The organism is Haloarchaeobius ordinarius (genome assembly GCF_051801355.1).
GTDB lineage: Archaea > Halobacteriota > Halobacteria > Halobacteriales > Natrialbaceae > Haloarchaeobius.
In genome coordinates this window covers 713861-736081 of sequence record NZ_CP196560.1, presented here as the reverse complement: position 1 = coordinate 736081, position 22221 = coordinate 713861, and the positions used below count along the sequence as shown (strand labels likewise).

Below are 22221 nucleotides of genomic sequence, written 5' to 3'. Positions count from 1 at the left end.
CGACCGATGGTGCTGTTGCCGCCTGTTCGCCATTCGACCGCTCCCAGACCGTTCCATCTCGCCACGGTTCGGGAGACCCCGGGCCTGACGGTGTTCCGTGCTACGGTGTCGCCCTCAATGTTTTATTAGTCGCCCGGGAGTCTGTCCACCTAGCATGACCACGCAGGAGTCGGTGTACGCTATCGCGAGTGGCAAGGGGGGTGTCGGCAAGACGACGACGACAGTGAATCTGGGGACTGCGCTGGCGGGCGCGGGCAACCGGGTCGTCATCGTCGACGTCGACCTCGGGATGGCGAACCTCGCCGGGTTCGTCAGTCTCACCCCCGATTCGGTGACGCTCCACCAGGTGCTCGCTGGCGAGGCCGACGTGATGGACGCGACGTACCAGCTTGCCGACGGTATCTGGGCGGTTCCGAGCGGGAGCGAACTGGACAGCTACGCCGCTGTGAAGACCGAGAACCTCCGGGACGTCGTCGCGACGCTTCGCGAGGAGTTCGACTACGTCCTGCTCGACGTGGGCGCGGGCGTGAGCCACGAGACGGTCCTCCCGCTCGGCCTCGCCGACGCGGTCGTCATCGTCTCCACGCCCGAACCGGCGTCCATCCAGGACGCGACGAAGACGTGCGAACTCGCCGACCGGGCGGGTGGCACCATCGCCGGTGTCGTCCTGACGCGGACCCACCCCGGGAGCGACATCAACCCCGAGGAGATCGCGGCGGGGCTCGACCTGCCGCTGCTGGCGACCGTTCCGGAGGACGGTGCCGTCAGAAAGAGCGTCTTCGCCGGGACACCGCTGGTCGTCCACGCCCCACGGAGCCCTGCATCGCGCGCGTACCGGTACCTCGCCGCCAGACTCGCCGGTGAGGCATCGGCGGACGAGCGACCGCGCTTCGAAGCCCGGCGGCGGCGGCCACGTCCGCCCTCCGACACCGAGGGCGGTGACGGCGACGACGAGCAGGCGGAGGGCTCTCAGGCGGCCAGCGAAGACGACGTGTCGGCCGCCATCTCCGAGATAGACGGTGACGACACCGCCTCCGACGGCGGCGACGCACAGGTCGAGATTCCCGACGCGGAAGCCGACGGCGGGTCGACCAGCCCCGAGTGAGGACCGACGACCTGCCCGGTCCGGGTGGCCCGACGCTATCTGCTCTCTCTTTTCGACCGTCCGAAAAGCAGTTGTCTCCTCGTCGGTTCACCCGCCGCCGAGCCCGTGATTCACATCGAGTGGGGTGCGGCGACGCCGAGGATGGAGAGCGCGTTGGCGATGGTGTGGCGGGACGCGGAGACGAGCGCGATGCGCGCCTGGCGCAGTTCGTCGTCCTCCTCGGAGAGTACCGGGCACTCGCGGTAGAACGCGTTGAACGTCTCCGCGAACTCGCGCGTGTAGGTCGCGACGGTGTGCGGTTCGAGGTCGTCCGCGGCCGCCTCGACGACGGCCGGGAAGCGTGCGATGACACGGAGCAGGTCTTCTGACGCCTGCTCGGTGAGGACGCTCGCGTCCACTTCGTCCGGAATCTCCTCGGCGTCGTCGAGGATGCCACAGCAGCGCGCGTGGACGTACTGGACGTAGGGTGCGGACTGGGCCTCGAAGTCGAGCGCACGGTCCCACTCGAACGTGATGGCCTTCGTCGGCTGTTTGGAGACGATGTCGTAGCGGACCGCGCCGATACCGACCTGGTGCGCGATGCGCTCGACGTCCTCGTCGGTGAGGTCGTCGTCGCGGATGCGGTCTTCCATGCGCGTCTCGACCTCGTCGCGGGCGCGGTCGATGGCCTCGTCGAGCAGGTCGTCGAGGTCGACGCCGGTGCCGGCGCGGGTGGACATCCCGAGGCCGCCGGGGAGGTTGACCCACGAGAAGATGACGTTGTCCAGCTTCTCGGTGTCGTTGCCGAGCAGGTCGAGCGTCGTCCGGAGCTGGTCGGCCTGCAGTTTGTGGTCTTCGCCGAGGACGGTGACGGCGCGGTCGTAGTTGTCGAACTTCCACTCGTGGTGCGCGAGGTCGCGGGTCGTGTAGAGGCTGGTGTCGTCCGAGCGCAGGAACACCATGTTCTTGTCGATGCCGTGCTCGCTGAGTTCGAGTTGCCAGGCGTCCTCTTCGTAGACGGCCTCGTCGAGTTCCTTCAGGCGGTCGACCAGGTCGTCGGTGGAGCCGTCGAACATGAACTTGGTCTCCTTGACGAACCGGTCGAACTCGGCGGGGAGGCGCGCGAGGCACTCCTGCATACCCGAGAGCACCTGGTCGACGACGGTCGAGACGCGTTCGTAGGTCTCCTCGTCGCCTTCTTCGAGGCCCTGCATGATGGACTGAATCTCGGCCTCGGCCTCGTCCACCTTGTCGGCGGGGCCGTCTTCGAGGAAGGCGTTGCCCTTGCGGTAGTAGCGCACGAGGTCGTACTCGATGCGGTCGCGCTCGGGCTCGGAATCGAGGTCCTCCTCGTCGAAGGTCTCGTAGGCCCACGTGAACACGGCCATCTGGCGGCCGGCGTCGTTGACGTAGTAGTGGCGCTCGACGTCGTAGCCCGCGAACTCCAGCGTGTTGGCGACGGCGTCACCGACGATGGGATTGCGTGCGCGACCGACGTGGACCGGGCCGGTCGGGTTCGCGGAGGTGTGCTCGACGACCACCGACTCGTTCTTCTCGGGGAGGTGGCCGTACGCCTCGGCCTGGCCAGCCTGGAGCGTTCCCACGAAGTAGGCCTCGCTCGGCAGGACGTTGATGTACGGGCCCTGGGTCTCGATGCCGCCGATGTACTCGTAGTCGTCGGGGTCAATCTCGCCCGCCACGTCGGCGGCCACCTTCGGCGGCGGTGCGCCGACCTCGCTGGCCAGTCGGAAGGCGACGCTGGAGGCCAGAACGGCCGGCACGTCTTCCGGTGGCTCCTCGATGCCGAGGTCGTCTGTGGGGAGGTCGCGTGCGGCGAGCGCCCCGGTGAGGGCGTCCTCGACCTCCGTCCGTAGCTGCAGGAACATACCGAGGGATATTCGACCGCCCCGTATATGGGTTTCTGATACGCGTCAGCCCGTCTCGGGCAGACTCGTCGTCGGCGTCAGCGCCCCGTGGTTCACGGCGGTGCTTGCATGCCACACCACGTCGCTTTTGTCTCGTCCCGGCGAATCTGGAGACGACATGAGCGACTCCGAGGAGGCCGGGGACGGGCCGATGCAGGTCTCCAGCCCGAACTACCACAGCGTGAACCACACCGCCGCCCAGACCTGCGGGTGGACGAAGAACGCACTGACGGGGGACGGGAAGTGCTACAAGTACGCCTTCTACGGCATCGAGTCCCACCGGTGCATGCAGATGACGCCGGTCGTCAAGTGCAACGAGCGGTGCGTGTTCTGCTGGCGCGACCACGCGGGCCACGCGTACGAACTCGGCGACGTGGAGTGGGACGACCCGGCCGCGGTGGCCGACGCCACGCTCGAACTCCAGCGTGAACTCCTCGCGGGCTACGGTGGCAACGACAGGGTACCCCGCGACGTGTTCGAGCAGGCGATGGAGCCGCGCCACGTCGCCATCTCGCTCGACGGCGAGCCGACGCTGTACCCCTACCTGCCGGAACTCATCGACGAGTTCCACGACCGGGACATCACGACGTTCCTCGTCTCGAACGGGACGAACCCAGAGTTGCTCTCGCGGTGTGACCCGACCCAGCTGTACGTCTCGGTCGACGCGGCCGAGCGACACACCTTCGACTCCGTGGTGAAGGCGGTCGAGGACGACGCCTGGGAGCGTCTGGTCGAGACGATGGACGTGCTCGCGGCGAAAGACGAGACGCGGACCGTCCTCCGGACGACCCTCGTGAAGGGCGAGAACATGAAAGACCCCGACTGGTACGCCGCGTTCTACGAGCGGGCGGACCCGGACTACGTCGAGTTGAAGGCGTACATGCACGTCGGACACTCGCGAGGCCGCCTCGACCGGTCCGCGATGCCCGACCACGAGGAGGTCGTCGAGTTCACCGAGGCCGTCGCCGAGTACATGCCCGAACACGACGAGATCAAGGACGTTCCCCAGTCCCGTGTCGCGTTGCTCGCGAGGGAGGCCGACACGTGGGTCCCGAAGCTGAAGAAGGACAGTGACTTCTGGGAACGCGACCCGCTCGTGGACTACTGACGGGTGGGCCATCGACCCAGCCACTGTCGACGCATCGACTACTGCCGGCGGAGTCGCAGGACGACGACGCTCCCGTCCTCGCTCGTCTCGAACGCCAGGTCCCCGTCGAAGGCGTTCACCACCCAGGTGATGGCCCAGAGGCCGAGGCCGCTGCCGTGTTCTAACTGCGTGATGTCGCGCTCGCCGGTGACGAGTTTGCGCTCCTGTTCGGGGATGCCCGGACCGTTGTCGGCGATTCGAATCTCGACCGCCTCATCGTCGTCTTCGACGGTCACTACGACCCGAGCCACCGGTTCCTCGCAGTGCTCGACTGCGTTCTCGAGGGCGTTCGTCAGTGCGACGCCGAGACGGTCGTCGGCCATCGCCTCGACCGCGGCGGGCTGGTCGAGGGAGATGTCGGCCCCGGGGAACGTCGACCGGGCCGTCTCGACCGCCTCCGAGACGAGGTCGGTCACGTCCCGGCGGTCGACGGTGTAGTCGTCCGACCGGTCCAGCGCACGCTCGACGTTGCGGGCGGTGTCGCTCAGGTTGGCGACGTGGCGGGCCTCGGTCTGGATGTCCTCGACCAGTTCGGACTTCTCGTCGAGTTCTCGTTCGAGCTGTTCGGCGTAGCCGCCGATGAGGTTCATCTCGGTACGGAGGTTGTGCCGGAGGACGGTGTGGAGGACTTCGAGGCGGCGCTCGCGTTCTTTGCGCTCGGTGATGTCGGTGTAGGTACTGAACCCGTAGCGGGTCCCGTCGAGTTCGTAGCTCACCGACCGGAACAGGAAGTGTCGTTCGCCGGTGGCGGTCTGGCGACGAAGCTCTTCGGTGACCTCGCCCTCGGAGACGATTCGTTCGTCGAGTCGGCCCGCGTCGTCGGCTTCGCCGGGCGGAACGACGAAGTCGTTGAGCCGTTCACCGACGATGTCCGCGTTCTGGTACCCGAACACCCGTTCGAACGCCGGGTTCACCGAGGTGACGATGGGGTCGGTGCCCAAGAACTCGCACTCGACGAGGGGGTCCGGGATGTGGTCGAACAGGAACCGGAATCGCTCGTTCTCCGACCGCAGTTGCTCCCGGGTTTCACGGAGGTCGGACACGTCTCGGACGACGCCGACGGACCCGGCGAACTGACCGTCGTCTGACGGCAACAGCGACACGTCGAGTTCGATGGGGGTCGTTCGACCGGTCGCGGTGAGTATCTCGGCGTCGACGGTTCCGCTTCGCCGGTCCGTGTCGTTCCAGAGCGCCGCGATGACGTCCTCGATTCGCTCGACGACGGCCTCGTCGGTGACGAGTGTCGGTGACGCACCGACGAGGTCGTCCCGGTCGTAGCCGACGAACTCCGCGAACGGTTCGGTGACGTAGCGGAACTCGCCGTCCGGGCCGAGGACGTAGAGCATGTCCTCGACCGAGTCGATGACGGCCTCGAAGCGTTCGAGCCGCTCACGACGTTCGGTCCGGTCGAGGGCGGCGGTCGCGTTGGCGGCGAGGAGTTCCGCGGTCTGACGTTCGACCGGTCCGAGGCCCGACGCCGAGTGGAACGCGGCACTGAGGGTGCCGTGGTCGCCGAGTGGCAGGTAGAGTGCAGCCTCGACCTGTTCGATACGACGGTCGTCGTCGTCGGTCGGTTCGACGTCGGTCCGGAACGTCGGCTGGTTGCGTTCGAACGCCGTACCGGGGCCGCCCTCGCCGACGGCGTAGTCGGGTCGCTGGCCCATCACCTCGCCGAGGGAGTCGGTCCCGGCTGCCGGGACCAGCAGGCCGGTCTCCGAGTCGTAGAACCGGACCACGGTGAGGTCGAGCCCGAGGAGTTCATCGGCTGCCTCGACGGTTCGCCGGGCGATGGTCTCGCGGTCTCGCGCCTGCATCATGTCCCGCGTGGTCTGGAGGAGCCCCGGCAGCATCTCCTCGTAGCGCTTGCGCTTCGTGACGTCCCGGAAGAACACCGAGAGCCCGTTCTGGTCCGGGTAGGCGCTCACGTCCGTCCAGAGGTCGAGCGGCGGATAGTACGCCTCGAACGAGACGGGCTCCTGTGCTGACATCGCGTACGTGTACTGCTCGTAGTACGGGAGGTCGGCCGCCACGGGGAATGCGTCCCACACGACCTCGCCGAGAAGCTCCGTCCGGGAACGGCCGAGGACGTTCGCGGCGATCTCGTTGACGTACGTGAACCGCCACTCGTCGTCGAGTGCCAGGAAGGCCTCACCGATACGTTCGAGGATGGCGGCGGCTGACGCGTCGGTCGCGAACATCGGCCTGTCGCCACCGCCGGCCGGGGCTGTCGAGTCCCTGTTCCCGACGAGGGCTCGCAGTCGTTCCCCGAGGTCGTCGGTGCCGTAGCAGTACCCCGTGGCACCTGCCGCGGTCGCGGCAGACGCGACGTCGCCGTCCGGCTCGGCGGTCCGGTAGAGGAGCGGAACCGACGGGTCGATGGCGGCGAGGATGGCAAGTCCGGTCTCGCCGTCGGGGAGGTCGTGGTCGCACAGCACGCAGTCGACCGGGTTCGCGGCGAGTGCGTCGCGTGCCGCCGCGGCGCTCGTGACGGTGAGGAGTCGCCAGTCGGTGAGTTCGGCGGTGACCACCGACCGTGCACTCGCCCCGTCGCGCGAACCGATGTAGAGGAGGGTGCGCGTGCCCGACACGGTATTCCTGACTCCGATTACCGACGACCGACAAAAACGCTTCTGGCTATGTCTTCCGGAGTGATAGGTCGACCACACAGCCGTCGTCGACTGCTGCGAACGAGAGGTCGCCGCCGAGCGAGCGGACGGCCGCGTCGACTACCCACAGCCCCAGACCGCTGCCGTGTTCGAGTTGCGTGATGTCGCGTTCGCCCTGGACGAGTGCCCGTTCGCGTTCGGGGAGTCCGGGGCCGTCGTCGGCGACGCGGACGGTGACCGTCGAGTCGTCGTCGACCACCGTGACCGCGACCTGCTCACCACCGTGTTCGACGGCGTTCTCTAGCAGGTTCGTCATCGCGAGGCCGAGGCGGTCGTCGGCGACCGCCGTCGCGTTCGGCGGCACGTCGAGTCGTATCGTCGTGTCCGGGTAGCGGTCGCGTTCGGCGTCGACGACGGCGCGCACCTGTGGGACGATGTCCGTCGGGTCCGGGTGGCTGTCGTCTTCGTCGGCCACCACACGTTCGAGGGTCCGCGCCTTCGCACTCAGGTTCTCGATCTCCGTCACGGCACCGCGGAGCTGGGCGATTCGGTCGGGTGCGTCGACGTCGTCGGCCAGCAGGTCCAGGTAGCCGCTGACCAGGGTGAGCTCGGTGCGGAGGTTGTGCCGGAGGACGGTGTGGAGGACTTCGAGGCGGCGCTCGCGCTCTTTCTGTGCCGTGATGTCCGTGTAGATGCCGTACCCGGCCCTCGTCCCGTCTTCGAGGTCGTAGCCGACTCCCCGAAAGAGGAAGTCCCGGTTACCCGTGGCGGTCCGTCGCCGCACCTCGGCGGTGATTATCTCGTCGTTGTCCGCCTGCGAGTCGAGTGTCGCCGCCTCCTCCTGACGGTCCGGTGGGACGATGAAGTCGTTGATGGATTCACCCACGACGGCTTCGGCGTCGTAGCCGAACACCGATTCGAACGCGTCGTTGACGCTACTCACGATGGGTTCGCCGTCGCGGAACTCGTTCTCGACGACCGGGTCGGGGATGCTGGCGAAGAGGTTCCGGAAGCGCTCGTTCTCGGACTCCAGTTCTTCGCGGGTGCGATGGAGGTCGGAGAGGTCGCGGACGACGCCGACCGACCCCGGGAACCCGTCGGCCTCCTCGCACTGTGGCAGGGTCGTGCTCTCGATTTCCACGGGGACGGTCCGGTCCTCGGCCGTCTGGATGGTGACTTCGTACGTCTTCGCTACGTCGGGGTCGTGGTCGGTGAACGCTGCCATGCGTTCTTCGACGGCCGACTGGCCCTCCGCGCGGAGGAACTGCCCGGGGCGCTCGCCGAGCAGGTCGGCACGGTCGCACCCGAGGAAGTCCGCGAACGGTTCGGTGACGTAGCTATAGTACCCGTCTTCGTCGAGAACGTACACCATATCCTGGACGTTCTCGAGCACCGTCTCGTACTCGCGAAGCGTCTCCTGGCGTTCGGCGCGGTCGAGGGCGGCGGTGGCGTTCGTCGCCAGCACGTCGAGGACGCCACGGCGGATGTCGTCGACCGGGTCTGCTTCGCGAGAGGCGACCGAGACGACGCCGTAATCGCCCAGCGGGACGTAGCGTGCCGACTGTATCTCGTCGTGGTAGTCTATCGGCGAGTCGAACGATTCGCCGGCCGTGAACGCCGTCCCGGGGTTCCCTTCGTCGCTCCCGTACGTCGGTCGGTCGGGGAGGTCCTCGAACAGGTGGTCGGTCCCCGCGACCACGTCGAGCCGGTCGGTGTCCGGGTCGTGCAACCGAACGGCCACGTAGTCCAGTTCGAGGATGTTCTGGGCGGCACGGACCACGATGTCTGCGACGGCCTGGGTCGTATCCGCCTGAACGAGTTCGCGCATCGTCCCGAGCAGGTCGTCGAGCATCGACTCCCGGCGCTTGCGCCGGGTCACGTCGCGGAAGTAGACGGACACGCCGTCCGGTGCGGGGTACGCGTTCGCGTCGAACCACATCGACAGCGGTTCGAAGTAGGCCTCGAACGAGACGGGTTCCTGGGTCGCCATCGCCTGTTCGTACTGGCTGATGAACGGTTCGAGGTGTTCCTTCTCGAACAGGTCGTCGACGCTGCGTCCGACCAGGTCCGCCGCCTCGACTTCCAGGAGTTCCTCGACCTCCCCGTTGACGTAGGTGAACTGCTTCTCGTCGTCCAGGGCGAAGAACGCGTCGTCGACGCGTTCGAGGACCCGGTCCAGTTCGGCCCGGGCCTGTTCGGTCGCGTTCGTGGCACTCCGGCGGTCGAGTTCGTTCCCGTACCAGTCGACCATCACCTCGACGAAGCGACGCTCCGCCCGCGTGAAGTCGACCTCGCGAGCGTCGTCGTCCGCGAAACAGAGGGTCCCGTACAGTTCCCCGTCGACGAACAGTTTCCCACCGAGGTAACAGCCGAGGCCGAACCGCTCGAAGGCGGGGTCGTCGGCCAGTTCCTCGGCGGCGTCACGGTAGCCGACCAGTTCCTCGGCCTCGACGGTGTGGCGACAGTAGCTCTCCGAGAGTGGAGCGCTCGCGCCGGCCTGGATGTCGGTGTGGTCGCCGGTCGCGGTCACGATGTGCTGGGTGCCGTCGGTGAATCTGGTGACGAACCCGATGTCGAGACCGAGGTACGAACAGCCGAGTTCGAGGAGCCGACTGGTCGTCGTCTCGAAGTCCCCGTCGGGGTCGGTGATTATCTGGTGCAGCCGGTGCAGGGCCTCCTGCTGTGTCTCGGTGTCCGGCGGTCGCGGCGTCTCGACGACCGATGCCACGCGGCCCGCGAGGTTGTCGCCGTAGCAGTAGTCGGTCACGTCGAGCGCGATCGCCTCGCTCGCGACCTCGCCATCGGGTACGGCGGTGTGGAGGACGACCGGTACGCGCTGGTCCCGTTCACGAATCGCCTGCAAGAGGTCGAGTCCGTCGCAGTCACCGGGGAGGGTGAACTCGCAGACGACGCAGGCGGGGTCGCCCGCGAGCAGGGTGTCGGCGAGGGAAGTGACCGAGTCTGTCGGGTCGACGGGGACGCGGTCGACAGAGAACGGCGTTGGTTCCCAGGGAGCGGAGGCATCGCTCGCAGCAGTGACCCACACCACGGTAGACGGACCCGACACGGTACGTTCGTGTGTGTGGATAGGATTTTTCTCTGTTAATCGTTCCGGCCCTGGCAGTCCTGTTGCCCGAAACGATGGGCTTTAGTGACTCCACTGAAACTCTCAACTAGACTCTCGTTTCTCACGCTGCGTCACGCAGGTGTGACACACTATCTCGATCTTGAGATGCATCCCATATTCGGTATGCTTATCCCACCGGCGTCCCAAGCCACTGCCATGTCAGAGATAGCGTCGTTCGCGGTCGGCCACGACGAACTCGCCGTCGCCAAACTGCTGGCCCTCGACGGGGCCATCGACGGCGAGATAAAGGTCTCCTGTGCCGGCCTCGCGGACCGACTCGACGCGTCCAACCAGACGGCGTCGCGCCGCCTCCAGCGCCTCGAAGACGCCGGCCTCGTCACCCGCGAGACCGTCAGCGACGGCCAGTGGGTCGCCCTCACCGAAGACGGCGAACGCGCGCTCCGCAGCGAGTACGAGGACTACCGCGCCATCTTCGAGGGCCGTTCCAGCGTCGAACTGTACGGCACCGTCACGAGCGGGATGGGCGAGGGCCGTCACTACATCTCCCTGCCGGGGTACATGGCGCAGTTCGAGGAACGCCTCGGCTACGAACCCTTCGCGGGCACACTGAACGTCGAACTCGACGCCGAGAGCGTCCGCCGACGGTCCGCGATGGAGGCCATGAGCCCTATTCCCATCGACGGCTGGGAAGACGACGACCGGACCTACGGTCCCTGCATCTGTTACCCGGCGACGGTCGAGACTGCCGACGGCGAAACGTACGAGGGTGCACACACCATCGCGCCCGAGCGAACCCACCACGACGAGGACCAGCTGGAGATTATCGCACCCGAACGCCTCCGCGACGCTCTCTCCCTGGCCGACGACGACCACGTGACCATCTATGTCGAGGAGCAGTAAGATGTCCCAGAGCACCCACACCGAGACCGACGCCGACGCCGAGGCCGCCGTCGACCGCGCCATCGCGGCCTTTCGTGCCGGCCAGCCCGTCGCCATCCACGACGCGGCCGACCGCGAGGGCGAGACCGACCTCGTCTACCCCGCCGAGGGTGTGACCGCCGAGGCCGTCGCCCGCATGCGAAACGATGCGGGCGGGCTGGTCTGTGTGGCTCTCTCCGATTCCGTGGCCGAGACGTTCGACCTCCCGTTCGTACAGGAGGCACTCGACCACCCCCTCACCGCGGACCACGAACTCGGCTACGACGAGCGCTCGTCGTTCTCGCTCACGGTGAACCACCGCGACACCTTCACCGGCATCCCCGATTCGGACCGCGCGCTGACCATCACCAAGCTCGGCGAGGCCGCCGCCGACCCCGAGACCTTCCCGTTCGTCGAGGAGTTCCGCGCCCCCGGCCACGTTCACCTGCTCCGGGCCGCCCCGGAACTGCTCTCCCAGCGGCTTGGACACACCGAACTGGGCATCGCACTCGCGGAAGCCGCCGAGACCTCGCCCGCGGTCGTCGTCTGTGAGATGCTCGACGACGAGACCGGCGAGGCCCTCGTCCCGGCCGACGCCCGCGCCTACGCCGAACGTGAGGGGATTCCGTACGTGGAGGGTGCGGACCTCGTGGCGAGACTCGGGTAGGCCGAGACCCTTCGTTCGAGTTCTATTCTATCAGTTACCGACTCCTGTTCTGGCGTCCTCGTCGGCTGTGGCGGAACGCGTCGATTCGACCACCGTCGTCGTCCTCGCCGGCGAACAGGCGTTCGTCACCGACACGAACGCGACGACGACCGACGATGGGGTGCTCGTCCAGCCGCCGTCCGTGCCGGCCTGACACTGGCGGCCAGTCCGGACCGGCGAACCGAATCGTGTTTATTTCCCAACCAGAAACGTGTGGGAAACGATGGGCTCCCCGATATCACGACGGCGGACACTGACCGCGACCGGGACCGCACTCCTCTCCGCGCTGGCGGGCTGTACCGGCGTTCTCGGTGGGGGCAGTGGCACCGAACCGGGCGTCACCGGCTCCTGGCCGCAGTTCCGCCACGACGCGGCCCGGACCGGGGCGACGGACGCCACGCCGCCGACGGGCGAGGTCGAGGTGGCCTGGAAACGGCGCTGTCAGGTAGAACCACAGGCACGGGCTGCGGTCGCCGAGTGGTTCCTTCTCGAAGACGGCACCGAGTACCACTCGTGCGGACAACACGTCACCGCGGGGGACGCCGAGTCTGGCGACCAGCAGTGGGCGACGGACATCGGGTTTCACTCCTCGCCCGTCGTCCACGACGGGACGGTGTACGCGACCGAGCAGGCGGACGTCGACGGCGAGATACAGAAACGCGTCGTCGCCCTCGACGCCGACACCGGGGAGGAATCGTGGCACGTCGTCGACGACCGCAGGTCGAGCCAGTCGCTCGCTTTCGCAGAGGGGTCGCTGTATCACGCCGCCAACACGGGTCTGAGCAAGATAGCCGTCGAATCCCGGGAACGCGTCTGGGAGTACAGCGCCGAGGAGCAACTGGACGCACCGGCGGTCGTCGACGAGGTCGCGTACGTCACCGTCTCCGACCTCGGCGCGGTCGACGCCGTCGGCCCGGATGGGGCGCGTCGCTGGCGGGGCGAGGTCGGCGAGAGCGGGCTCGGTTTCACCGTCGTCGGCGACGGACTCGTCTACGTCCCTGGCATCCACGCGGTGCACGCGCTGGACGCCGGGACGGGCGAGTATCGCTGGACGGCGGAGACTCGGCAGGTACTGACCTACGCCCCGGCGCTCGCCGCCGACCGGCTGTTCGTGAGCGGGAAGAAACTCCACGCGCTCGACGCGACGACTGGCGAGGAACTGTGGACGGCGTCGCCCGGTGGCGTGTTGATGACGAACCCGGCGGTCGCCGGAGACCTCGTCATCGTCGGTGACGCCCAGGGGACGCTCGCCGCCTTCGACGTGACGAGTGGCGAGCGACGATGGGCCGTCGAACTGAACGGCGAACTCATGTACGGGCCGGTCGTCGTCGACGAGACCGTCCTCGTCTCCAACGAGTTCGGGAGGGTGTTCCGGGTCGCGTGAGCCGCGTGCTGTCGACAGTGACCGGGTGTGTCACACGCGGAGCTACGTCCTCACTCGTCATCTCCCAGTCGTGAACCCGTTCCTCGCCGACCGAAGACTGCAGTTCGTCTTCGCGTGGCACACCCTCGCGCTCGCCGTCGCCGCAGTCGTCTCGTGGGACCTGTTCGTTCCCCTCGCCGTCTGGACGGTGGTCGCCGCGGCGGTTCTGCGCTATCGACCCGGTCCCTATCTACCAGTCGCGCTCGGCCTCGCGGTCGCCGAGGAGACACTGATATACGCCTTCGGCGGCGGCCTCCAGGGTGCCGCACGGAGCCTCTGGCACGACTACGCGGTCGCGATGCCGACGTTCGCGGCACTCGTGGGCGGCTGGGTTCTCGTCTCTCGCCGGTACGACCTCTCGCCACCGACCGTGTTCTTGCTCGCCGGGTCGCACGGCCTCTTTCTCGAACTGGGGTTGACGGGACTCGCCGTCTCACCCTCCGTGGCGTTCCTGCTCGGGGGGCCGGTGCTGGTCATCTACGGGTCAGTCGTGGCGGGGCCCGCCCTGCCGCGAGGCGAGCAGCCAGCGTCGTGGCGGGTGCTCGCCGGGGGGTGGCTGTTCGTGCTCGCGCTGCTCGTGGTCGCTGGTGTGGTGGCGGACCACCTCGGGCCTCTCGCGCCCTAGAAGCTACGTTTAAGTGTTGTGGCCGTGGCTGGGAGAACATGGCGACGCGACCGGAAGCAGACGCCGAGACAGACACCCTCCAGGTACGCCTCGAATCGGCAGAGGAGTTCTACGCCCGCCTCGGTGGCGGCGACCGCGACGCGCTCAGCATCCGAAGCGAGGAAGAACTCGCCCGACTGTTCGCACCCTCGAACCTGCGACTGCTGCGAACCCTGCGAGACGAACACCCGACGACGGTGGCCTCACTCACGGCAGCCGTCGACCACGACCTGTCCGAGGTCGAGACGCGCCTCAAGGCGCTCGAGAGCTTCGGCCTCATCGACCTCGTCGAACACGACAAGTCGGTCCGTCCGGTGCCGAAGTTCGACGAGATAGCGGTGACCATCCCGCTTTCCTGACTCGATGTGCTGGTGAGAACGGTGGCAATAATCGCGGTATCTTTATTGCCCGTTCCTCTGCACTCTCTGGCATGGCTACGTTCGAAGAGATGCGCCAGGAGAACGACGCGCTCGACACCATCTGGATGGACGGCGAGTTCGTCGACTGGGACGACGCACAGATTCACGTGCTCTCCCACGGGATGCACTACGGCACAGGCGTCTTCGAGGGCGCGCGCTGTTACGACACCGAACAGGGTCCGGCGATGTTCCGCTGGGAAGAACACGTCCAGCGGCTCTATGATTCCTGCAAGCCGTACGAGATGGAGATCGACCACGAGCCCGAAGAGCTCACCGAGGCGACGAAGACGCTCATCCGTGAGCAGAACCTCGAATCGTGTTACATCCGCCCACTGGTCTACTACGGCTACAAGAGCCTCGGCGTCTCTCCCGGCGACTGCCCGACCCGAACCATGATCGCGGTCTGGCCGTGGGGCACCTATCTCGGTGAGGAAGCGCTGGAGAAGGGCATCAAGGTGAAGATCTCCTCGTGGCGCAAGCACGCCTCCAGCCAGATTCCGACGAACGCGAAGACGACCGGTCTGTACGTGAACAGCCTGCTCGCGGGCGAGGAAGCCCGCCGAAACGGCTTCCGCGAGGCCATCGTCCTGAACAAGGAGGGCAACGTCGCCGAGGGCCCCGGCGAGAACATCTTCCTCGTCCGTGACGGCGAGATATTCACGCCCGGACTCGCCGAGAGTATCCTCGACGGTATCACCCGCGAGACCGTCATCACGCTCGCCGAGGAACTCGGCTACGAGGTCCACGACGGCGCGACCATCTCGCGTGGCGAACTCAACACCGCAGACGAGCTGTTCTTCACCGGTTCCGCCGCCGAGGTCACGCCCATCCGGCAGGTCGACAACGTCGAAATCGGTGACGGCACGCGTGGACCGGTCACCGAGGAGATACAACAGCGCTTCTTCGACGTGGTCCACCGCCGCACCGACGACCACGACGAGTGGTTCGAGTACGTCGACGTCTGAACCGGCGACACCCCTCTTCGGTTTCTTCGAGTGCAGTGAGAAAACCAGTCCGAGCGGTCAGTTCTCGTCGTCGGGCTTCCCGTCCTCGTCGGTACTCCCGGCGAGTTCTTCGATGGGAATCTGGCCACCCATCCGGTCGGCGTCACCGAACCCGGCCGAGAGGATGCGCGTGAGGGCGTCTTCGACCTTCTCGTCGGTCTCTTCGATGTCGTCCGGGTCGACCTCGATGACGAACCCGGTGGTGATGTTCGGCGCAGTCGGGAGGAAGATGACTTCACGGCCGTCGTCGGTCCGCTTGCCGGTCTTGAACGCGGTCATACGCATCCCGCCCCACATCTCGACCTTCACCGGGGCCTGCAGGGCTTCGGTGCCACCGAGGGCGGTCTCGGCGGCCATCTTCGAGGCGTTGTAGACGACCCGGAGGCCGGGGACGCGATTCGCCACGTCGTCGATGATCTCTTCGAAGAAGCCGCCGACCGCGGTTCGCATGAGGTACCCGACGGAGAAGACGAAGACGACGAAGACGGCGAGGACGGCCATGACGCGCAACGGTTCGATGAGCGCGGCAGCGGTGTTCTGGTCCAGACCGAACCCGGTCAGTAGTGACGTTCGAATCACCTGTTTCGGTGTGACTGCGGCTACCTTGTCGTAGAGCCACGCGATGACGAAAACCGTGACGAGGACCGGGATGACGACGATGAGGCCGGACGCGAAGTCACGCTTCCACGAGGACATATAGGCGAAATATCAGGCTGGGGGGTAATGGGTTTGTTCCTCTCGGTCGGCGGTCGTGACCGACCCCGTGGTCACCGACCGAGCACCGCACGCAGCGCGAAGGTGAGGTTCTCCTTGCGCTCGCGAACCCGGCGGTAGAAGTACTGGAACCACTTGCCGCCGTACGGCGCGTACTGCCAGACCTCGACGCCCTGTTCGGCGAGGTCGAACTGGGCGTCCTCGCGCACACCCATGAGCATCTGGACCTCGTAGTCCGTGCCGTACTCCTCGTGGAGTTCGGCGGCGAGGTCTATCATCGCCGGGTCGTGGCTGCCGACGGCGATGCCGTCCTCGAAGTGCTCGAACATGTACTCCAGGAGTTTCTCGTACTGGGCGTCGACCTTCGACTTCTTCTTGTACGCGACCTCTTTCGGCTCGTCGTAGGCACCCTTGACGAGGCGGATCTTCCCCGGGAGGTCGGCGAGACGTTCGATGTCATCCTCGGTGCGTTTGAGGTTCGCCTGCACACAGAGCCCGACGTTGCCGTCGGTCTGCGTCGTGTACTTCTCGAACGCGTCGAGGGTGGCGTCGGTGGTGTGGCGGTCCTCCATGTCTATCCAGACGAAGGTGCCTGCCTCGTCGGCGCGCTCGACGATGCGCCCGAGCAGGTCGTCGAACACGTCCTCGCCGGCGTCGAGGCCGATCTGGGAGGGCTTGACCGAGATGCAGGCGTCGATGCTGGACTTCCCGATGTCCTCGACGAGCCGGACGTACTCCTCGGCGTCCTCTTCGGCGGGCGCACGCTCGTCGTAGTGTTCACCGAGCAGGTTCAGGATGACATTCACGCCGCCCTCGTTGCACTCGCGGGCGTGGTCGATGGCTTCGGCCGGCGACTCGCCAGCGACGAACCGGGAGGCGATAGGGGGAATCATGCAGGGAACTCCGGACCGACGATATAAAGGGATTGATGGTCTGAGCCGGGTGACCTGCCGGTCCGCTCCCGACGCACAGGGGAAGCCATATCTGGGGGGACGAACATCAGGTGATAATGGACCGCATCACCGTCTCGCTAGACGAGGACGCCGTGACCGCACTGGAGTCACTCACCAGTCGCACGGGGAAACCACAGAGTGAACTGGTCCGACAGGCGCTGTCGTTCTACGCGGCGAACTTCGAGGCGGCGACCGCCGACGCCGGGGCGAACCTCGAATCGTACCACCAGATGCTCTCGAGCGGCGAGCACGTGCTGCTGGACGTGGACTTCCTGCACTGCTTTCTGGACTACGTCGAGAACGCAGAAGGCGAACCGGACCCGGAGTTCGTCGAGGCGGCCGACCGCGTCGCCGCGTTCCACGCCCGCGAGTACGAGGAACGCTTCGACACGCTCGGCGAACTGCTCGACTGGCTCTCATTCTGTGGGTTCCTGACGGTCCGCGAGAGCAGGGGCCAGACCTACCACGTCGTCTTCCCGACCGAGTCGGTCAAGTGGTTCATGACTGGCTTCATCGAGGAGAGCACGGCCCGGCTCCCGTTCGAACTGGAGGTCGAGGAGGGACTGTCGAAGGTCATCTTCACGGCGGTCGACCGGTAGGCGGGTTGTCGGGGGGAACCGGTGGCGGCGGTCCCATCGACTCTTCACACGGCTTCATACGATTTCATACTCGGTGAGGTGCCCGTATTCGGCATTCTCAAGTATCTTTTAGGGGGTTTGTGTGTGACATTGTGCCGTACATAGTCAACCATGAACATCGTACAGCGACTCAAGTCGGTTGGCCCGGGGGCCATGGTGGCGGCCGCCTTCATCGGGCCGGGGACGGTAACGACTGCGAGCGTGACGGGTGCACGCTTCGGATACGCGCTTCTGTGGACCATCGCGTTCTCCGTGGTGGCGACCATCGTCTTACAGGAGATGAGTGCGCGACTCGGCCTCGTCTCCCGCGAGGGGCTGGGTGAGGCGCTCCGCAAGCGCTTCGACAACCCGGCGGCGACCTACGTCGCCATCGCGCTGGTCGTCTCGGCGATCGGTATCGGGACGGCCGCGTACGAAACGGGCAACATCATCGGCGGGGCCGCTGGCCTGGCCGTGATGACCGGCGTCAGCGAGAACGTCTGGGGCCCGCTGATGGGTATCTGCGCCGGTGCCCTGCTGTGGACCGGGCGCTACAAGCTCATCGAGAAGGCGCTGGTGGGGCTCATCGCCATCATGGCGCTCTCGTTCGTCCTCGACGCCATCATCATCGGGCCGGACTTCGGGAAGGTCGCCGCCGGGTTCGTCCCGTCGGTGCCGGAGGGCTCGGCGTTCCTCATCACGGGGCTCGTCGGTACCACGGTCGTCGGCTACAACCTGTTCCTGCACGCGAGCAGCGTCCAGGAGCGCTGGGACGGGCCGGAAGACCTCCCCGAGTCGCGTACCGACACCATCCTCTCTATCGTCCTGGGTGGGGCCATCACCTGTGCCATCCTCATCACGGCCGCGGCCGCGTTCCCGGTCGGGACCGAGATAGACAACGTCGGCACGATGGCCGAGCAGATCGAACCGCTCGTCGGCACGCAGGCGAAGGTGCTGTTCAGCATCGGCCTGTTCGCGGCCGGGTTCACCAGCGCGACGACCGCGCCACTGGCCGGCGCGTATGCGACGGCTGGCGCACTCGGCTGGGACGCCGACCTGAAGTCCACGAAGTTCCGCGCGGTCTGGGGTGCCATCCTGGGCGTCGGTGTGCTGTTCTCCGCGCTCGGCTACAGCCCGGTGCAGGCCATCGTGTTCGCACAGGTCGCCAACGGCGTCCTCCTGCCCATCGTCGCCATCTTCCTCATCTACGTGATGAACGACGGCGACATCCTCGGCAAGTACACGAACTCGACCCTGCAGAACGTCCTCGGGGCCATCGTCACGGCCATCGCGCTGTGGCTCGGTCTCCGGACGCTGCTCTCCATCGCGGGGGTGCTCTGAGTTGAGCGGGAACACACGCGTCGGTGTCGACGTCGGCGGGACGTTCACCGACGTGGTCCTGTTGACGCCCGACGACGACCTCGTCACCGCGAAGGTGCCGAGCACGGCCGACCAGAGCGTCGGCGTCGTCGAGGGTATCGAGAAGGCCTGCGCCGAGGCCGACATCGACCCGGCCGAGGTCGACGCCTTCACGCACGCGATGACCGTCTCGGTGAACGCCCTGCTGGAGGAAGACGGCGCGGAGACCGCGCTCGTCACGACCGAGGGCTTCCGGGACGTGCTCGAAATCGCCCGGCAGGACCGGCCGGACCTGTACGACTTCGACGAGACGCGGCCGGCCCCGCTCGTGCCGCGCCGTCGCCGGTTCGAGGTGCCCGAGCGGACCACTATCGACGGCGTCGAGAAACCCGTCGACGAGGCGGCTGTCCGCGAGGTCGCCGACCGAATCGAAGAGAGCGACGCCGAGAGCGTCGCGGTCTCGCTGCTGCACGCCTACCAGCACGAGGAGAACGAGGCCCGTGTTACCGAGATACTCCGCGAGGAACTCGACGTGCCGGTGTCGGCCAGCCACGAGGTGCTCGCGGAGTTCCGCGAGTACGAGCGAACCTCGACCACGGTGGTCGACGCCTACGTCAAACCGGCCATCGACGCCTACCTCGGCCGCCTCGAAGAGCGCGCCGAGGAACGTGGTGTCCCGGCCCCGCGCATCATGCAGGCCAACGGCGGCATCGCCGCGGCAAAGACGGTGCGCGACCGGCCCGTGACGACCTCGATGTCCGGCCCGGCAGCCGGTGTCGTCGGCGCGGCCGCCACCGCCAGCGACGCCGCAGACGACCTCTCCGGGCTCGTCACCTTCGACATGGGCGGGACCTCCAGCGACGTGAGCCTCGTCCGCGACGGCGAGGCCGAGCGAACCACCGACGCCGAAATCAACGGCCGCCCCATCAAGGTCCCGATGGTCGACGTAAACACTGTCGGGGCCGGCGGCGGCTCCATCGCCTGGGTCGACGAGGGCAACGCGCTCCGGGTCGGCCCCAAGTCCTCGGGTGCCGAGCCCGGCCCGGCCTGCTACGGCCGTGGCGGGACGGACCCGACGGTCACCGACGCGAACGTCGTCCTTGGATACATCGGCGGCTCCTCCGCGCTCGGGGGCGAACTCTCCCTCGACGAGGCGGCCGCCGAGGACGCCCTCGCGAACCTGGCCGACGCGGCCGGGCTGGCCGACGCGCTCGATGCGGCCCGCGGTGTCTACCGCGTCGCGAACGCGAACATGACCCGTGCCATCCGCGCCGTGACGGTCGAACGCGGCCACGACCCGCGCGAGTTCGGGCTGGTCGCCTTCGGCGGCGCAGGCCCGATGCACGCCGCGAACCTCGCGGAACGGCTCGACGTGGGGACCGTCGTGGTCCCGCGCGCCTGCGGGGTCCTCTCGGCGTACGGGCTGCTCGCGGCCGACGAGAAACACGACGCGGTGCGGACGCTCCGCCAGCCGCTGGCCGACCTCGACCGCGAGCGCGTCGAGACGGCCTACGACGAACTCGGCGAGCAGGTGCTCGACGACGTGGCAGACGGTGCCGACGCGACGGTCGAACGCGCCGCGGACCTGCGCTACCTCGGCCAGAGCTTCGAGCTCACGGTGCCCGTCGACGAGACGTTCGACGCCGAGACGGTCGCCGAGCGCTTCCACCAGGCCCACGAGACGACCTACGGCTACCGGATGGACGAACCGGTCGAACTCGTCAACGTGCGGGCGACCGCCGTCGCCGAGCGCGAGGAGGTCTCCGTGCGCTACGAAGCTGGCAGCGACCCGCAGAAGGGGACCCGTCAGGCCTTCTTCGGCGAGCGGTTCCACGAGACCGCGGTGTACGACCGCGAGTCCCTGCCCGTCGGTCAGACCGTCGAGGGACCAGCTATCCTCGAACAGGACGAGAGCACGGTCGTCGTGCCGCCGGCGTGGTCCGGGGCGGTGCAGCCGGATGGGACCTTCGTGATGAACTACGGAGGTGAGGGCGAATGAGCCTCGACGCCGTCACACTCGAAATCCTCCGGAACCAGTTCGAGGGTGTCGCCGAGGAGATGGGCCAGGTGCTCATCACCGGCGCGTACTCCCCCAACATCAAGGAGCGACGCGACTGCTCGACGGCGCTGTTCGACGCCGAGGGCCGCCTCGTCGCCCAGGCCGAGCACATCCCGGTCCACCTCGGCGCGATGCCGGCCGCGGTCGACGCGGTCATCGCGAAGGACCCGGAACCGGGCGACGTGTGGGTGCTCAACGACCCGTTCCAGGGTGGCACGCACCTGCCCGACGTGACGATGGTCTCGCCCATCACGGTCGACGACGACTCCGACGAGATTCTGGGCTACGCGGTTTCGCGTGCCCACCACGCCGACGTGGGTGGGATGAGCCCCGGCAGCATGCCCGCCGGCGCACGCGAAATCTACCAGGAGGGGCTGCGACTGCCCCCCGTCCGACTCGCCATCGGCGGCGAGGTCAACGACGACGTGATGGACATGGTGCTCGCGAACGTCCGCAATTCGGGCGAGCGCCAGGCCGACATCCGCGCCCAGCTCGCCGCGAACGACCGGGCCGAGGCGCGCCTGCGCGACCTCGTCGACGAACACGGCGAGGAGCGCATCGTCGCGGCCTTCGACGCCGTGATGGACTACTCGCGCGACCGCATCACGGCCGAACTCGACGCCCTGCCGGACGGCGAGTACCACGCTCGCGACGTGCTGGAGGGCGACGGCCAGACCGACGAGGACATCCCCATCGAGGCGACCGTCACGGTCGACGGGACCGACGTCTCGGTGGACTTCGAGGGCACTGCTGACCAGGTCGACGGCAACGTGAACGCGCCGCTGGCCGTGGCCACGAGTGCGGTCTACTTCGTCGTCCGCTGCGTGACCGACCCGGACATCCCGCCGAACCAGGGCTGTTACGACCCGATTTCGGTCGAGGCCCCGGAGGGCTCGCTGCTCAACCCGACCGCCCCGGCGGCGGTCGTCGGCGGGAACGTCGAGACGAGCCAGCGCGTCACCGACGTGGTGCTGGCCGCCTTCGCCGAGGCCGCACCCGACCGGGTGCCGGCGCAGGGTCAGGGCACGATGAACAACCTCGTCATCGGGAGCCGCGACGCGAACGGCTTCAGCTACTACGAGACCATCGGCGGCGGTGCCGGTGGCCGGCCGACCGGCGATGGGACCGACGGCGTCCACGTCGGCATGACGAACACGCTCAACACGCCGGTCGAGGCCCTCGAAGCCGAGTACCCGCTCCGTGTCGAGGCGTACGGCCTGCGCTCCGGCAGCGGCGGCGACGGCGAACACCGCGGTGGCCTCGGCATCGTCCGCTCGGTGACCGTCGAGGAGGACGCGACCGTCTCGCTCCTGACGGAGCGTCGCCGGCACGCGCCGAAGGGCGTCGCTGGCGGTGAGGACGGTGCGACCGGTGAGAACCACATCGACGGCGAGTCGGTGCCCGCAAAGACCACGCGAGACATCGAGGCAGGGACGACCGTCACGGTGAAGACGCCCGGCGGCGGCGGCCACGGCGACCCGGCTGACCGAGACGAGAAGGCCCGCGAGGCGGACGAGGCCGACGAGAAGGTGTGA

The 22221-nt window shown here is 67.4% G+C and carries 18 protein-coding genes; 13 read left to right on the top strand and 5 right to left on the bottom strand.

Going from position 1 to position 22221, the window contains the following annotated elements:
• Positions 1 to 154 precede the first annotated feature (154 nt).
• Positions 155 to 1105 carry a cell division ATPase MinD gene (minD, locus tag ACSC1R_RS03835; RefSeq protein WP_439027751.1) on the top strand — a complete coding sequence of 317 codons (951 nt, stop codon included), beginning with the start codon at positions 155 to 157 and terminating at the stop codon, positions 1103 to 1105.
• A gap of 110 nt (positions 1106 to 1215) precedes the next feature.
• Here the strand turns inward: minD and argS are convergent, their stop codons facing one another.
• Positions 1216 to 2970: an arginine--tRNA ligase gene (gene argS / locus ACSC1R_RS03830; protein WP_439027750.1), complete on the bottom strand. Its 1755-nt coding sequence runs from the start codon at positions 2968 to 2970 to the stop codon at positions 1216 to 1218.
• A 157-nt stretch (positions 2971 to 3127) separates the two neighbouring features.
• Between argS and twy1 the strand changes: the two genes are divergently transcribed.
• The gene (gene twy1, locus ACSC1R_RS03825; RefSeq protein WP_439027749.1) at positions 3128 to 4117 is read left to right on the top strand and encodes a 4-demethylwyosine synthase TYW1; all 990 of its coding nucleotides are present in this window, start codon (positions 3128 to 3130) and stop codon (positions 4115 to 4117) included.
• Between the two features lie 38 nt (positions 4118 to 4155).
• Here twy1 and ACSC1R_RS03820 read toward each other — a convergent pair whose 3' ends face one another.
• Both ACSC1R_RS03820 and ACSC1R_RS03815 read right to left on the bottom strand, forming a co-directional pair.
• A complete protein-coding gene (locus tag ACSC1R_RS03820) occupies positions 4156 to 6744 on the bottom strand; it encodes a PAS domain S-box protein (RefSeq protein ID WP_439027748.1) in 2589 nt (862 codons plus the stop codon).
• Positions 6745 to 6790: 46 nt separating this feature from the next.
• Positions 6791 to 9829 carry a PAS domain S-box protein gene (locus tag ACSC1R_RS03815; RefSeq protein ID WP_439027747.1) on the bottom strand — a complete coding sequence of 1013 codons (3039 nt, stop codon included), beginning with the start codon at positions 9827 to 9829 and terminating at the stop codon, positions 6791 to 6793.
• 216 nt (positions 9830 to 10045) lie between these two features.
• On the opposite strand from ACSC1R_RS03815, the gene ACSC1R_RS03810 reads away from it, so the two are divergent.
• The 7 genes from ACSC1R_RS03810 to ACSC1R_RS03780 all read left to right on the top strand — a co-directional run bounded on the left by ACSC1R_RS03810 (position 10046) and on the right by ACSC1R_RS03780 (position 14945).
• Positions 10046 to 10750: a DUF120 domain-containing protein gene (locus ACSC1R_RS03810; RefSeq protein ID WP_439027746.1), complete on the top strand. Its 705-nt coding sequence runs from the start codon at positions 10046 to 10048 to the stop codon at positions 10748 to 10750.
• 1 nt (position 10751) lies between these two features.
• Positions 10752 to 11435, top strand: a complete 684-nt coding sequence (ribB, locus tag ACSC1R_RS03805) for a 3,4-dihydroxy-2-butanone-4-phosphate synthase (protein ID WP_439027745.1) — start codon at positions 10752 to 10754, stop codon at positions 11433 to 11435.
• Between the two features lie 67 nt (positions 11436 to 11502).
• Complete coding sequence (locus ACSC1R_RS03800) at positions 11503 to 11628, top strand: hypothetical protein (protein ID WP_439027744.1); 126 nt, start codon at positions 11503 to 11505, stop codon at positions 11626 to 11628.
• 69 nt (positions 11629 to 11697) lie between these two features.
• Positions 11698 to 12858 (top strand): outer membrane protein assembly factor BamB family protein, encoded by a 1161-nt coding sequence (locus ACSC1R_RS03795; RefSeq protein WP_439027743.1) that lies wholly within the window; start codon positions 11698 to 11700, stop codon positions 12856 to 12858.
• A gap of 70 nt (positions 12859 to 12928) precedes the next feature.
• Positions 12929 to 13522 (top strand): hypothetical protein, encoded by a 594-nt coding sequence (locus ACSC1R_RS03790; protein ID WP_439027742.1) that lies wholly within the window; start codon positions 12929 to 12931, stop codon positions 13520 to 13522.
• A gap of 38 nt (positions 13523 to 13560) precedes the next feature.
• Positions 13561 to 13920 (top strand): HVO_A0114 family putative DNA-binding protein, encoded by a 360-nt coding sequence (locus ACSC1R_RS03785; RefSeq protein ID WP_439027741.1) that lies wholly within the window; start codon positions 13561 to 13563, stop codon positions 13918 to 13920.
• Positions 13921 to 13991: 71 nt separating this feature from the next.
• Positions 13992 to 14945 carry a branched-chain amino acid transaminase gene (locus tag ACSC1R_RS03780; RefSeq protein WP_439027740.1) on the top strand — a complete coding sequence of 318 codons (954 nt, stop codon included), beginning with the start codon at positions 13992 to 13994 and terminating at the stop codon, positions 14943 to 14945.
• A 57-nt stretch (positions 14946 to 15002) separates the two neighbouring features.
• Here the strand turns inward: ACSC1R_RS03780 and ACSC1R_RS03775 are convergent, their stop codons facing one another.
• Together ACSC1R_RS03775 and ACSC1R_RS03770 are read right to left on the bottom strand one after the other, a co-directional pair.
• On the bottom strand, positions 15003 to 15680 hold the full coding sequence (locus tag ACSC1R_RS03775) for a DUF502 domain-containing protein (protein WP_439027739.1): 678 nt from the start codon (positions 15678 to 15680) through the stop codon (positions 15003 to 15005).
• A gap of 71 nt (positions 15681 to 15751) precedes the next feature.
• On the bottom strand, positions 15752 to 16591 hold the full coding sequence (locus ACSC1R_RS03770) for a proline dehydrogenase family protein (protein ID WP_439027738.1): 840 nt from the start codon (positions 16589 to 16591) through the stop codon (positions 15752 to 15754).
• Between the two features lie 110 nt (positions 16592 to 16701).
• On the opposite strand from ACSC1R_RS03770, the gene ACSC1R_RS03765 reads away from it, so the two are divergent.
• From ACSC1R_RS03765 to ACSC1R_RS03750, 4 genes are all read left to right on the top strand, one after another.
• On the top strand, positions 16702 to 17250 hold the full coding sequence (locus tag ACSC1R_RS03765) for a ribbon-helix-helix protein, CopG family (protein WP_439027737.1): 549 nt from the start codon (positions 16702 to 16704) through the stop codon (positions 17248 to 17250).
• A gap of 150 nt (positions 17251 to 17400) precedes the next feature.
• Positions 17401 to 18609 (top strand): Nramp family divalent metal transporter, encoded by a 1209-nt coding sequence (locus ACSC1R_RS03760; RefSeq protein ID WP_439027736.1) that lies wholly within the window; start codon positions 17401 to 17403, stop codon positions 18607 to 18609.
• A 1-nt stretch (position 18610) separates the two neighbouring features.
• Positions 18611 to 20626 (top strand): hydantoinase/oxoprolinase family protein, encoded by a 2016-nt coding sequence (locus ACSC1R_RS03755; RefSeq protein ID WP_439027735.1) that lies wholly within the window; start codon positions 18611 to 18613, stop codon positions 20624 to 20626.
• Complete coding sequence (locus ACSC1R_RS03750) at positions 20623 to 22221, top strand: hydantoinase B/oxoprolinase family protein (RefSeq protein WP_439027734.1); 1599 nt, start codon at positions 20623 to 20625, stop codon at positions 22219 to 22221. The genes ACSC1R_RS03755 and ACSC1R_RS03750 overlap by 4 nt, the downstream gene beginning before the upstream one ends.

Coding starts and splice junctions, on each gene's coding strand:
- minD (WP_439027751.1), top strand. CDS start 155: ATGACCACGCAGGAGTCGGTGTACGCTATCGCGAGTGGCAAGGGGGGT.
- twy1 (WP_439027749.1), top strand. CDS start 3,128: ATGAGCGACTCCGAGGAGGCCGGGGACGGGCCGATGCAGGTCTCCAGC.
- ACSC1R_RS03760 (WP_439027736.1), top strand. CDS start 17,401: ATGAACATCGTACAGCGACTCAAGTCGGTTGGCCCGGGGGCCATGGTG.
- ribB (WP_439027745.1), top strand. CDS start 10,752: ATGTCCCAGAGCACCCACACCGAGACCGACGCCGACGCCGAGGCCGCC.
- ACSC1R_RS03780 (WP_439027740.1), top strand. CDS start 13,992: ATGGCTACGTTCGAAGAGATGCGCCAGGAGAACGACGCGCTCGACACC.
- ACSC1R_RS03750 (WP_439027734.1), top strand. CDS start 20,623: ATGAGCCTCGACGCCGTCACACTCGAAATCCTCCGGAACCAGTTCGAG.
- ACSC1R_RS03795 (WP_439027743.1), top strand. CDS start 11,698: ATGGGCTCCCCGATATCACGACGGCGGACACTGACCGCGACCGGGACC.
- ACSC1R_RS03785 (WP_439027741.1), top strand. CDS start 13,561: ATGGCGACGCGACCGGAAGCAGACGCCGAGACAGACACCCTCCAGGTA.
- argS (WP_439027750.1), bottom strand. CDS start 2,970: ATGTTCCTGCAGCTACGGACGGAGGTCGAGGACGCCCTCACCGGGGCG.
- ACSC1R_RS03810 (WP_439027746.1), top strand. CDS start 10,046: ATGTCAGAGATAGCGTCGTTCGCGGTCGGCCACGACGAACTCGCCGTC.
- ACSC1R_RS03770 (WP_439027738.1), bottom strand. CDS start 16,591: ATGATTCCCCCTATCGCCTCCCGGTTCGTCGCTGGCGAGTCGCCGGCC.
- ACSC1R_RS03775 (WP_439027739.1), bottom strand. CDS start 15,680: ATGTCCTCGTGGAAGCGTGACTTCGCGTCCGGCCTCATCGTCGTCATC.